The sequence below is a fragment of the Klebsiella sp. M041 genome, assembly GCF_059759695.1.
The window spans coordinates 237824-249690 of record NZ_JCAXWU010000005.1; the positions used below are offsets into that span (position 1 = coordinate 237824).

Below are 11867 nucleotides of genomic sequence, written 5' to 3' on the forward strand. Positions count from 1 at the left end.
GGAAAGAGCGATTAACCGTAGCGGGGCGCTCAGAAAACCGCCAGGGCGATGGATTTACACGCGTTGCCACTTCCCCTTGCCGTTGGCAATGCTATGATGGCGGTAATTTTCCTTATAACAACACCATGCGTTGAGACCTGAACATGCTTAAGAAGATCCTTTTCCCGTTGGTCGCCATGTTTATGCTGGCAGGATGCGCCACGCCGCCGACCACCATTGAAGTATCGCCGAAAATCACGCTGCCGCAGCAGGATCCGAGCCTGATGGGCGTGACCGTCAGCATCAACGGCGCCGACCAGCGTCCGGACCAGGCGCTGGCGAAAGTGACGCGCGACAACCAACAGGTCACCCTCACCGCCTCCCGCGACCTGCGCTTCCTGCTGCAGGAAGTGCTGGAGAAACAAATGACCGCGCGCGGCTATATGATTGGCCCGAACGGCGCAGTCGATCTGCAGATCATCGTCAACAAACTTTACGCTGACGTCTCCCAGGGCAACGTGCGCTACAACATCGCCACCAAAGCCGATATCGCCATCATCGCCACCGCGGCAAACGGCACGAAGATGACCAAAAACTACCGCGCCAGCTACTCGGTTGAAGGCGCCTTCCAGGCCTCGAACAAAAACATCGCTGATGCCGTCAACAGCGTCCTGACCGATACCATCGCCGATATGGCGCAGGACACCAGCATTCACGATTTCATCAAGCAAAACGCGCGTTAATGCCACCACGAACCCGGCCTCCGCCGGGTTCGTGCTTTATGCTATGTCCAGTCACTACTTACGCATTTTTCAGCAGCCTAAATCAGCGATTTTGCTGATCCTCGGCTTCGCCTCCGGTCTGCCGCTGGCCCTCACCTCCGGTACCCTGCAGGCCTGGATGACGGTGGAAAATATCGATCTGAAAACGATCGGTTTTTTCTCGCTGGTCGGCCAGGCCTATGTCTTTAAATTTCTCTGGTCCCCGCTGATGGACCGCTACACGCCGCCGTTCCTCGGCCGACGTCGCGGCTGGCTGGTAACCACCCAGATCCTGCTCCTGTTGGCCATCGCGGCGATGGGCTTTCTTGAACCCGTCTCCCAGCTGCGCTGGATGGCGGCGCTGGCGGTGGTGATCGCCTTCTGTTCAGCGTCGCAGGATATTGTCTTTGACGCCTGGAAAACCGACGTTCTGCCGGCGGAAGAGCGCGGCGCCGGCGCCGCGATCAGCGTGCTGGGCTATCGCCTCGGGATGCTGGTCTCCGGTGGTCTGGCCCTGTGGCTCGCCGACCGCTATCTCGGCTGGCAGGGGATGTACTGGCTGATGGCGGCGCTGCTGGTGCCCTGCATCATCGCCACGCTGCTGGCGCCCGAGCCGAGCGACGTCATCCCGGTTCCCCGATCGCTGGAGCAGGCGGTGGTTGCGCCGCTGCGTGATTTTTTCGGCCGTAACAACGCCTGGCTTATTCTGTTGCTCATCGTTCTTTATAAGCTTGGCGATGCGTTTGCCATGAGCCTGACCACCACCTTTCTCATCCGCGGCGTCGGTTTTGACGCCGGTGAAGTGGGGATGGTGAACAAAACCTTAGGCCTGTTCGCCACCATTCTCGGCGCCCTGTACGGCGGCGTCCTGATGCAGCGGTTGACGCTGTTCCGGGCGCTGCTGATCTTCGGTCTGCTGCAGGGGGTCTCCAACGCCGGCTACTGGCTGCTGTCGATTACCGATAAGCACCTCTATTCCATGGCGACCGCGGTATTCTTTGAGAACCTGTGCGGGGGAATGGGCACGGCGGCGTTTGTGGCGCTGCTGATGACGCTGTGCAACAAGTCGTTCTCCGCCACCCAGTTCGCGCTGCTCTCGGCGCTGTCCGCGGTTGGCCGCGTGTACGTCGGGCCGATCGCCGGCTGGTTCGTCGAGGCCCACGGCTGGTCCACCTTCTATCTCTTCTCTGTGGTCGCGGCGGTGCCGGGGATCGCGCTGCTGCTGCTGTGCCGGCAAACGCTCGAGCATACCCAACGCACGGCAAGCTTTATACCGCGTCGCGAATACCCGCAGGCCTATGCGCTGGCGCTGGGGATCCTGACGCTGGGCTGCCTGCTGCTGGCGGTATGGCTGGGTCTGCTGATCCTCAACGCGCTGGATTATACGTCGTTCAGCTTCCTGTCCGGCCTGCTGGAGGTTGCCGCGCTGACGGCCGTTGGCGGTATTTTGCTCGGCGGCCTGCTCGACTACCTGGCGCTGCGTAAAACCCACCTGATTTAAGGACGCTGCATCATTATTAGCCGTTGTAATTACGAAACGTAATTATAACGGCTTATTAACGCTTTTATATTGCCCGCCGCGCTATTTGTTGTTTTGTGCGTTTTTGTTTTCTGGAAATTATTGACAGTTTTTATTCGATTCTTTAAATAATTTAACCGATTCAGCTAAGCCGATTTTATTTTACGTTTCCACAATGTCTTTTATTTGATAATTAAATGTTAAACAATTGTTCTAATTTTTGGGTGGTTATGCCCATTCGCCGCTAAGCACTCCTTTTCTTATCCCTTTCGTTATCGATCCCACGAAAATCAGGCTTTGCAAGCGATTACGTAACACTACGTAACATATGTGACAAAGCAAGCAGAAGCCGCTAACACAGAACTGACAGAGATCCAATCATGTTTACAGTAATGCAACCTTACCGTAAAATGCCCGTACACTTTAAACGCCACCAGATCCCGTGGAATTGAGGTCGTTCAATGAGACTCAGGAAATACAATAAAAGTTTGGGATGGATGTCATTAATCGCAGGTACTGTATTACTCAGTGGTTGTGATTCTGCACTCCTTGACCCAAAAGGACAGATTGGACTGGAGCAACGCTCTTTGATTCTGACGGCCTTCGGCCTGATGATGATTGTCGTTATTCCCGCCGTCTTGATGGCAGTAGGATTTGCCTGGAAGTATCGCGCGAGCAATAAAGATGCGAAGTATAGCCCGAACTGGTCACACTCCAATAAAGTGGAAGCTGTGGTCTGGACGGTACCTATTCTGATCATCCTGTTCCTGGCCGTTCTGACCTGGAAAACCACTCACGCACTGGAGCCAAGCAAACCGCTTGTCCATGACGAGAAACCAATCACCATCGAAGTCGTATCGATGGACTGGAAATGGTTCTTTATCTATCCGGAACAGGGTATTGCTACCGTTAACGAAATCGCCTTCCCGGCGAACGTACCGGTACACTTCAAAGTGACCTCTAACTCGGTGATGAACTCGTTCTTTATTCCGCGCTTAGGCAGCCAGATCTACGCAATGGCCGGGATGCAGACTCAGCTGCACCTCATTGCTGACGAAGCTGGTACTTATGACGGTATCTCCGCTAGCTACAGTGGCCCGGGCTTCTCTGGTATGAAGTTCAAAGCGATTGCTACCCCGGATCGTGCAACTTTCGATCAGTGGGTTGAAAAAGCGAAACAGTCTCCGAACGCTATGGACTCTATGGCCGCGTTCGAGAAAGTGGCTGTGCCTAGCGAATATAACAAAGTGGAATACTTCTCTAACGTGAAGCCGGATCTGTTCAAAGATGTTGTGAACAAATTCATGTCTCACGAGAGCATGAACATGTCCAAACCTGAAGGCGAGCATGCCGCTCACGACGGGATGGAAGGCATGGACATGAGCCACGCGGAAACCGCTCACTAAGGGGCCGAGGAAGAAAACGATGTTCGGAAAACTTACACTGGATGCAGTGCCCTACCACGAACCTATTATCGTGGTAACGGTGGCTGCGATTATCATTGGGGGACTGGCGCTTCTGGCGGCAATCACTTACTTCGGTAAGTGGTCCTACCTATGGAACGAGTGGCTGACCTCTGTCGACCACAAACGTCTCGGTATCATGTACGTTATCGTGGCAATCGTCATGCTGCTGCGTGGCTTTGCTGACGCCATCATGATGCGTAGCCAGCAGGTGCTGGCCTCGGCCGGGGAAGCAGGCTTCCTGCCGCCTCATCACTACGATCAGATCTTTACCGCCCACGGCGTTATCATGATCTTCTTCGTGGCGATGCCGTTCGTTATCGGTCTGATGAACCTGGTGGTTCCGCTTCAGCTCGGCGCACGCGACGTAGCCTTCCCGTTCCTCAACAACCTGAGCTTCTGGTTCACCGTTGTGGGCGTGATTCTGGTTAACCTGTCTCTGGGCGTCGGTGAGTTCGCGCAGACCGGTTGGCTGGCCTATCCGCCGCTGTCGGGAATTGAGTACAGTCCTGGCGTAGGTGTCGACTACTGGATTTGGGCGCTGCAGCTCTCCGGTATCGGTACTACCCTGACCGGTATTAACTTCTTCGTGACCATTATCAAGATGCGCGCCCCGGGCATGACCATGTTCAAGATGCCGGTATTCTCCTGGGCATCTCTGTGCGCTAACATCCTGATTATCGCCTCTTTCCCAATTCTGACCGTCACCATCGCGCTGCTGACCCTGGATCGTTACCTGGGCACCCATTTCTTTACCAACGATATGGGTGGCAACATGATGATGTACATCAACCTGATTTGGGCCTGGGGTCACCCGGAAGTGTACATCCTGGTTCTGCCGGTGTTCGGGGTCTTCTCCGAAATCGCCGCGACCTTCTCGCGTAAGCGTCTGTTCGGTTACACCTCTCTGGTGTGGGCAACCGTCTGTATTACCGTTCTGTCGTTCATCGTTTGGCTGCACCACTTCTTCACCATGGGTGCCGGCGCGAACGTAAACGCCTTCTTCGGTATTACCACCATGATTATCGCGATCCCGACCGGGGTTAAGATCTTCAACTGGCTGTTCACCATGTATCAGGGTCGCATCGTCTTCAACTCGGCGATGATGTGGACTATCGGCTTTATCGTGACCTTCTCCGTAGGTGGGATGACCGGCGTGCTGCTGGCGGTACCGGGCGCGGACTTCGTTCTGCACAACAGCCTGTTCCTGATCGCGCACTTCCATAACGTTATCATCGGCGGCGTGGTATTCGGTTGCTTCGCAGGTCTGACCTACTGGTGGCCGAAAGCCTTTGGCTTCACCCTGAACGAAACCTGGGGCAAACGCGCTTTCTGGTTCTGGATCATCGGCTTCTTCGTAGCATTTATGCCGCTGTACGTGCTGGGCTTCATGGGGATGACCCGTCGTCTGAGCCAGCAGATCGATCCGCAGTTCCACCCGATGCTGGTTGTTGCAGCTTGCGGTGCGGCGCTGATCGCCTGCGGTATCCTGTGCCAGCTGATTCAGTTCTACGTCTCTATTCGCGACCGCGATCAGAACCGTGACCTGACCGGTGACCCGTGGGGTGGCCGTACGCTGGAGTGGGCAACCTCTTCTCCACCGCCGTTCTACAACTTCGCTATCGTTCCTCAGGTTCACGAGCGTGACGCCTTCTGGGAAATGAAAGAGAAAGGTGAAGCGTACAAACAGCCTGCTCACTATGAAGAAATTCATATGCCGAAAAACAGCGGCGCCGGCATCGTCATTGCCGCCTTCGCGACGGTATTTGGTTTCGCCATGATCTGGCATATCTGGTGGATGGCGATCGCCAGCTTCATCGGCATCGTAGCGACCTGGATTATTAAGAGCTTTGACGAGGACGTGGATTACTACGTACCGGTTGCAGAAGTCGAAAAACTGGAAAAACAGCATTTCGATGAGATTAACAAAGCAGGGCTGAAAAATGGCAACTGATACTCTTGCGCATACTGCCCACGCGCATGAACACGGGCACCATGATACAGGACCGATGAAGGTATTCGGTTTCTGGATCTACCTGATGAGCGACTGCATTATCTTCGCTACGCTGTTTGCTACCTATGCCGTTCTGGTGAACGGCACGGCCGGCGGACCGACTGGCAAAGATATTTTCGAACTGCCGTTCGTTCTGGTTGAAACCGCACTGCTGCTGTTCAGCTCCATCACCTACGGCATGGCGGCTATCGCCATGTACAAAAACAACAAGAGCCAGGTGGTTTCCTGGCTGGCGTTGACCTGGCTGTTTGGCGCCGGATTTATCGGGATGGAAATCTATGAATTCCATCACCTGATCATGGAAGGCTTTGGTCCGGATCGTAGTGGCTTCCTGTCCGCGTTCTTCGCGCTGGTCGGCACCCACGGTCTGCACGTGACCTCTGGCCTTATCTGGATGGCGGTGCTGATGTTCCAGGTTTCACGTCGTGGCCTGACCAGCACTAACCGCACGCGTATCCTGTGCCTGAGCCTGTTCTGGCACTTCCTGGACGTCGTGTGGATCTGCGTGTTCTCGGTTGTCTATCTGATGGGGGCGATGTAATGAGTCATTCTACCGATCATAGCGGCGCTTCTCACGGCAGCGTGAAGAGCTACATGACAGGATTTATCCTGTCCATCATCCTGACGGTCATTCCGTTCGCCATGGTGATGAGTGGCTCCGCCTCGCATGCGGTTATCCTTGGCACCATTCTGGTGACCGCTGTGGTGCAGATCGTGGTACACCTCGTGTACTTCCTGCATATGAACAGCAAGTCCGATGAAGGCTGGAACCTGACCGCATTTATCTTCACCGTAATCATCATTGCGATCGTGGTTGTCGGCTCCATCTGGATTATGTGGAACCTGAACTACAACATGATGATGCACTAAGAGCGGCGAGTATGTTTAAGCAATACCTGCAAGTTACGAAACCAGGCATTATTTTTGGCAACCTGATCTCCGTGATCGGCGGTTTCCTGCTGGCCTCCAAAGGCCACATCGACTATCCGCTGTTCGTCTGGACGCTCCTTGGAGTATCCCTGGTGGTCGCCTCGGGTTGTGTATTCAACAACTACATCGACCGGGACATCGATCGTAAGATGGAACGGACGAAAAACCGGGTGCTGGTCAAAGGGCTGATCTCGCCAGAAGCTTCGCTGGTGTACGCCACCTTGCTGGGTATTGCTGGCTTTATGCTGCTGTGGTTCGGCGCAAATCCGCTGGCCTGCTGGCTGGGGGTGATGGGGTTCGTGGTTTATGTCGGCGTCTACAGCCTGTACATGAAACGCCACTCTGTCTACGGCACGCTGATTGGCTCACTCTCCGGCGCAGCGCCGCCGGTGATTGGCTACTGCGCGGTCACCGGTGATTTCGACAGCGGTGCGGCGATCCTGCTGGCTATCTTTAGCCTGTGGCAGATGCCTCACTCCTACGCCATCGCGATTTTCCGCTTTAAGGATTATCAGGCGGCGAATATTCCGGTGCTGCCGGTGGTGAAAGGCATTTCGGTCGCCAAAAACCATATTACGCTGTACATCGTCGCCTTTGCCGTTGCGACCCTGATGCTCTCGCTGGGCGGTTACGCCGGGTATAAATACCTGGTCGTGGCGGCAGCGGTCAGCGTCTGGTGGCTGGGTATGGCGCTGCGTGGCTACAAAGTGGCAGATGACAAAGTCTGGGCGCGCAAGCTGTTCGTCTTTTCCATCGTCGCCATCACTGCGCTGTCCGTGATGATGTCCGTTGACTTTATGGTGCCGGATTCACATAGCCTGCTGGCTTACGTGAGATAATCTTGCTCTCCAGTACGATATAAAGCCCCGTTTTGACGGGGCTTTTTCTTTTCTGTTTTAAATTGGTTCCTTTCTCATTTCATACTTCCCCTCCCCTCCCCCGCATCGGTTTCGCTATCTCACGCCAAAAAATGAGGAAAAAATGAGCTTGTGCTAACCGGGTATCGCTCGCGCCGCACGCGCCCGCGATGCTACTTTTCGCCTCGGTTTTACACCCGTTTGGGAAATATTCACTACAAGGAATCGCAATGAAAGAATTAACACTGAACGAAATGGAGTACATCTCCGGCGGCTTTAACCTGTTCGGTGCGGCCAACGGCTTCGCCAGCTTTGTCGCCAACTCTGCCGTCGGCTTCACCTCGTTTGTCCTCACCTCCGGTACCGCCTTCGCCTCATTCGTTGGCGACAGCGCGATGGCGTTTGGTTCCTTCCTGACCGGTCAGACAAACTGGGAAACCTTTGTGACCACCGGTAAGGAAAACTGGGGTAGCTTCGTCAATACCGCCGGCACCAGCTGGAACACCTTTGTCGATAACGCCGCCAGCGACTGGAGCAGCTTCCTCAACAAAGCTTCAGCCTAAGCGACGTCTCGCCGAGGGCAGCGCATCGGCTGCCCTGTTTAACCCACCAGCATCGCCTGCGCGCTATAGAGCAGATCAAGGTGGTCGCGGCATAACGCGTCCAGCGAAGTCCGCGATTGATGACTGGTCAGACTTAACGCTCCCCACCAGGTCCCTTCCCTGTCGGTTAACGGTACCGCCAGCACCAGCATACCAATCTCAAACTCCTGCTCGATAGTGGCATACCCCTGACGCCGCACCTGGGCAATCTTCTCCATCAACGACGCGACGTCGGTCACCGTATAAGGCGTGCGTTGTTCCCGGGTAATGCGCTGTAGAACCGCTTCACACTCTGCTTCCGGCAGCGAAGCCAGCCATAACCGCCCCCCGGCGGTACAAAAGATGGGCACCCGCTCCCCAAGCCGAACCGACGTGGAGTTAAATGGCGTGTGACGGCTGCGGGCGATATAGACCAGCTCATCTTCATCCACCACCCCCACCGAGGCGTGCTCCTCGGTCCGGCTGGCGATGTATTCGACAATCGGCCGCACCATGCGGGGAAACTGCGCCGAATCGACGTAGGCCTGACCAAGCCGCAGCGTCTTCGGGGTAAGCCAGTAATAGCGCCCATCGGTTTGCAAATAGCGCTCATGCAGCAGCGTCAACAGAAAACGTCGTGCCGCGCTTTGCGTCAGACCGCTCATTTTCGCCGCCTGAGCGACGGTGAGCTTTGGGCAGGTTTTAGAAAAAAGCTGGATGAGCGCCAACCCTTTTTGTAAACCGACGATCAGATCGCGAGGATGAATGGCGTTTTGCATATTCGCTCACATTTTTGCAACATCATTATCGATTTCCTGCGATTATCGCAGCTATCGTGCGATTAACAACCAACATGTCCGAATTCTGCGTTGTCGCTCCCAGCTTCCACTGAAATACTTTCACAACATTCATTTAACAAATGAGGTTTGCAATGGTCAGTGGAACTACCCAGGTTGTCGCCGTGATTGGTCATCCGATCGCCCAGGTGAAATCACCGGATAACTTCAACCGCTACTTTGCCGAACAGCACATGGACAGCGTCATGATCCCGGTGGATATCGCCCCGGACGCGGTGGCCGCCTACCTCAACGCCCTGCGCGGCTGGCAGAACATGAGCGGCGTGCTGGTGACGGTGCCGCATAAACAACGCGCCGCCGCGCTGGTCGACGAGCTTACGCCGCGCGCCCGCCGACTCAACGCCATCAATGTGATCCGCAAGCTGGCGGATGGCCGGTTACAGGGCGATATGCTGGACGGCGTCGGCTTTCTGCTCGCCGCCGAGGCTCAGGGTTTTCAGCCGGCAGGTAAGCAGGCGCTGCTCTCCGGTTGCGGCGGCGTCGGCAGCGCCATCGCCTGGGGATTGTGCGAGGCGGGGCTCCGTCAGCTGGCTCTGCACGATCAAAACCCCGCCACCCGGCAACGCCTGCACGACCTTCTGGCTGAAGCCTTTCCGGCGGTGCGACTGAGCGCGCTGCCGGACACCCTGCACGGCGTCGATCTGCTGGTCAACGGCTCGCCGGCCGGCATGGCCGGATTTGATGCGCTGCCCCTGCCGCAGGCGCTGCTGGAGACCCTCGACAGCGCCACCCACGTGGCTGACGTTGTCACCGCCCCGGTGATGACGCCGTTGCTCACCTTCGCCGCCGCCCGCGGCTGCCGGGTACAGACCGGGCCGGAAATGGCGCTGGCGCAGATGACGCTGATGGGCCAGTTTATCGGCGCCATCCCGCCGGCGCAGGGAGCGGCGGCATGAAGAGCTGGGATGTGATCGTCATCGGCAGCGGCGCCGCTGGCTTTGCCGCCGCGGTCACCGCCTGCTGCAAAGGGCTGTCGGTGCTGATGCTGGAGAAAGCCGGTCAGTTCGGCGGCACCTCGGCCATCTCTGGCGGCGCCGTGTGGCTGCACGATACTGACCAAGCGCGCGCCGCGGGCAAAAGCGGTAGCGCCGAAGCGATCAAAACCTATCTGCGAACCATTATCGGCGAGGCCCACTACCGCGAAGATATCGCCGAGGCGTTTATCAGCGCCGGGCGAGAGGCCCTCACCTTTCTGGAGCGCGAGGGGGCGGTGAAATATAGCCTGCGCCCACTCTCACCTGATTACTATCCGGATGAGCCCGGCGCCGTCGACGTCGGTCGGGCGCTGGAGGTGGTGGAGTATGACGGCCGTGAACTGGGGGACGCGTTTCGCGACCTGCGCTCGCCGCCGCCGGGGATGCTGCTGTTTGGCGGAATGATGGTCAACCGCGTCGACATTCAACATTTTCTCGATATGCGTCGCTCGCTGCGCTCCCTGGCCCATTGCACCCGACTGCTGCTGCGCTACGCCCGCGACCGGGTGACATACCCTCGCGGCACCCGCCTGGCGATGGGCAATGCGCTGATTGCCCGCATGGCGACCACGGCGCTGCGTAAAGGCATGAGCCTGCGGCTGAATGTCAATGTTCTGGCGCTGCGCGAAGCGCAAGGCGCGGTCACCGGGGTAGAGATCGAGTGTCAGGGGCAAAGAGAGACGCTGCACGCCCGGCGAGGAGTGGTGCTGGCCGCTGGCGGTTTTGCCGCTGGCGCGCTGGCGGCGCGCTATCGGCCTGACACCCGAGAGCACTTCACCATGTCGCCGCCGGCCAATGATGGCGCCGCGCTGCGTCTCGCGGCGGCGCTTAACGCTCGCGAGGGAGCCGATCGGGCATCCAACTTTTTCTGGGCGCCGGTATCGGTGCTGACCCGGGCCGACGGCAGCGAGGAGCGCTTCCCCCACCTGGTGACCGACCGGGCCAAGCCGGGCGTGATTGCCGTCAATCAGCGGGCGGTACGCTTCGTTAATGAGTCCAGCTCCTATCACCATTTTGCCAGCGCGATGCAGCGTGCTGCGGAGAATGCCCCCTGCTTTTTACTGTGCGACGCCCAGGCGATGAAGCGTTACGGCCTCGGGCTGGCGCGCCCGGCGCCGGTGAACAATGACGCCCTGATCGCCGCCGGCTATCTGCACAAAGCCGACACCCTGGCCGCGCTGGCGCAGCAGCTTGGGCTGGATGCCCACACCCTGAGCGAGACGGTCGCCCGCTACAATCGTGACGCCGCGCAGGGCGTGGACCGTGAGTTTGCCAAAGGCGGCAACAGCTATAACCGGGCGATGGGCGATCCGGGCCATCACCCTGACGCCTGCAACGCTCCCCTGCTCAGCGCGCCGTTCTATGCCATCAAACTCTATACCGGCGATCTGGGGACTTCCCGGGGTCTGGTCACCACCGCCGATGCCCAGGTCGTCAACGCCGAAGGAAAGCCTATCGCGGGGCTGTACGCGGTGGGAAACGACATGGATTCGCTGATGGCCGGCACCTACCCGGGTCCCGGCATCACCCTTGGCCCGGGGCTGACGTTTGGCTACCTCGCCGCCTGCCATCTGGCGCAACCCGCCACCCACTAATCAGGAAAACATCATGATCTACGAAAAACGCACCTACACCATCAATCCGCTGAAAATGGCCGACTGGCTGGCGCTGTACCAAAGCGATGCCCTGGCGGTGCAAACTGACCATCTCGGCAAACTGATCGGCTTCTTTTTTACCGAGATCGGCGTGGTCAATCAGGTAGTGCACATCTGGGCTTACGAAAGCCTGGACGATCGCCTGGTACGCCGCGCGCGGATGGCCCAGGACGAGCGCTGGCAGACCTTCTCGCGGAAAAATCGCGAACTGGCCGCCGTGGAGCGCCTCGAGTCGGTGCTGATGCGCCCCACTGCTTTTTCACCATTGCAGTAAGGA

12 protein-coding genes are annotated in these 11867 nt (G+C 57.5%); 11 read left to right on the forward strand and 1 reads right to left on the reverse strand.

Annotated features, from left to right (window positions below):
- Positions 1–143: 143 nt before the first annotated feature.
- The 8 genes from AC6CWS_RS08405 (at position 144) to AC6CWS_RS08440 (ending at position 8086) form a co-directional block, all read left to right on the forward strand.
- Positions 144–722 (forward strand): lipoprotein, encoded by a 579-nt coding sequence (locus tag AC6CWS_RS08405; RefSeq protein ID WP_004204800.1) that lies wholly within the window; start codon positions 144–146, stop codon positions 720–722.
- 43 nt (positions 723–765) lie between these two features.
- On the forward strand, positions 766–2241 hold the full coding sequence (gene ampG / locus AC6CWS_RS08410) for a muropeptide MFS transporter AmpG (protein WP_065882824.1): 1476 nt from the start codon (positions 766–768) through the stop codon (positions 2239–2241).
- 479 nt (positions 2242–2720) lie between these two features.
- Positions 2721–3665 carry a cytochrome o ubiquinol oxidase subunit II gene (cyoA, locus tag AC6CWS_RS08415; protein ID WP_004204802.1) on the forward strand — a complete coding sequence of 315 codons (945 nt, stop codon included), beginning with the start codon at positions 2721–2723 and terminating at the stop codon, positions 3663–3665.
- A gap of 19 nt (positions 3666–3684) precedes the next feature.
- Complete coding sequence (gene cyoB / locus AC6CWS_RS08420; protein ID WP_004204804.1) at positions 3685–5676, forward strand: cytochrome o ubiquinol oxidase subunit I; 1992 nt, start codon at positions 3685–3687, stop codon at positions 5674–5676.
- Positions 5666–6277 (forward strand): cytochrome o ubiquinol oxidase subunit III, encoded by a 612-nt coding sequence (locus AC6CWS_RS08425; RefSeq protein ID WP_002891635.1) that lies wholly within the window; start codon positions 5666–5668, stop codon positions 6275–6277. Before cyoB ends, AC6CWS_RS08425 begins: the two co-directional genes overlap by 11 nt.
- Positions 6277–6606, forward strand: a complete 330-nt coding sequence (locus AC6CWS_RS08430) for a cytochrome o ubiquinol oxidase subunit IV (protein ID WP_002891634.1) — start codon at positions 6277–6279, stop codon at positions 6604–6606. Before AC6CWS_RS08425 ends, AC6CWS_RS08430 begins: the two co-directional genes overlap by 1 nt.
- 11 nt (positions 6607–6617) lie before the next feature.
- A complete protein-coding gene (gene cyoE / locus AC6CWS_RS08435) occupies positions 6618–7505 on the forward strand; it encodes a heme o synthase (protein WP_002891629.1) in 888 nt (295 codons plus the stop codon).
- A 248-nt stretch (positions 7506–7753) separates the two neighbouring features.
- Entirely contained in the window at positions 7754–8086 is a 333-nt protein-coding gene (locus AC6CWS_RS08440) for a hypothetical protein (protein WP_023288611.1), read from the forward strand.
- 38 nt (positions 8087–8124) lie between these two features.
- Here AC6CWS_RS08440 and AC6CWS_RS08445 read toward each other — a convergent pair whose 3' ends face one another.
- The gene (locus AC6CWS_RS08445; RefSeq protein ID WP_065882825.1) at positions 8125–8883 is read right to left on the reverse strand and encodes an IclR family transcriptional regulator domain-containing protein; all 759 of its coding nucleotides are present in this window, start codon (positions 8881–8883) and stop codon (positions 8125–8127) included.
- A 152-nt stretch (positions 8884–9035) separates the two neighbouring features.
- Here AC6CWS_RS08445 and AC6CWS_RS08450 point away from each other — a divergent pair, with 152 nt between their 5' ends.
- The 3 genes from AC6CWS_RS08450 to AC6CWS_RS08460 are packed head-to-tail and all read left to right on the forward strand — an operon-like array spanning position 9036 to position 11864.
- Positions 9036–9857: a shikimate dehydrogenase family protein gene (locus tag AC6CWS_RS08450; RefSeq protein WP_044521259.1), complete on the forward strand. Its 822-nt coding sequence runs from the start codon at positions 9036–9038 to the stop codon at positions 9855–9857.
- Positions 9854–11530 (forward strand): FAD-dependent oxidoreductase, encoded by a 1677-nt coding sequence (locus AC6CWS_RS08455; RefSeq protein WP_065882826.1) that lies wholly within the window; start codon positions 9854–9856, stop codon positions 11528–11530. The genes AC6CWS_RS08450 and AC6CWS_RS08455 overlap by 4 nt, the downstream gene beginning before the upstream one ends.
- A 13-nt stretch (positions 11531–11543) precedes the next feature.
- Positions 11544–11864, forward strand: a complete 321-nt coding sequence (locus tag AC6CWS_RS08460; RefSeq protein ID WP_004204812.1) for an NIPSNAP family protein — start codon at positions 11544–11546, stop codon at positions 11862–11864.
- Positions 11865–11867 lie beyond the last annotated feature (3 nt).

Bases quoted from the DNA above. Each gene is read 5' to 3' on its own strand.
- AC6CWS_RS08430 (WP_002891634.1), top strand. From the start codon at position 6,277: ATGAGTCATTCTACCGATCATAGCGGCGCTTCTCACGGCAGCGTGAAG.
- AC6CWS_RS08425 (WP_002891635.1), top strand. From the start codon at position 5,666: ATGGCAACTGATACTCTTGCGCATACTGCCCACGCGCATGAACACGGG.
- AC6CWS_RS08460 (WP_004204812.1), top strand. From the start codon at position 11,544: ATGATCTACGAAAAACGCACCTACACCATCAATCCGCTGAAAATGGCC.
- cyoA (WP_004204802.1), top strand. From the start codon at position 2,721: ATGAGACTCAGGAAATACAATAAAAGTTTGGGATGGATGTCATTAATC.
- AC6CWS_RS08445 (WP_065882825.1), bottom strand. From the start codon at position 8,883: ATGCAAAACGCCATTCATCCTCGCGATCTGATCGTCGGTTTACAAAAA.
- cyoE (WP_002891629.1), top strand. From the start codon at position 6,618: ATGTTTAAGCAATACCTGCAAGTTACGAAACCAGGCATTATTTTTGGC.
- AC6CWS_RS08440 (WP_023288611.1), top strand. From the start codon at position 7,754: ATGAAAGAATTAACACTGAACGAAATGGAGTACATCTCCGGCGGCTTT.
- cyoB (WP_004204804.1), top strand. From the start codon at position 3,685: ATGTTCGGAAAACTTACACTGGATGCAGTGCCCTACCACGAACCTATT.
- AC6CWS_RS08455 (WP_065882826.1), top strand. From the start codon at position 9,854: ATGAAGAGCTGGGATGTGATCGTCATCGGCAGCGGCGCCGCTGGCTTT.
- AC6CWS_RS08405 (WP_004204800.1), top strand. From the start codon at position 144: ATGCTTAAGAAGATCCTTTTCCCGTTGGTCGCCATGTTTATGCTGGCA.
- AC6CWS_RS08450 (WP_044521259.1), top strand. From the start codon at position 9,036: ATGGTCAGTGGAACTACCCAGGTTGTCGCCGTGATTGGTCATCCGATC.
- ampG (WP_065882824.1), top strand. From the start codon at position 766: ATGTCCAGTCACTACTTACGCATTTTTCAGCAGCCTAAATCAGCGATT.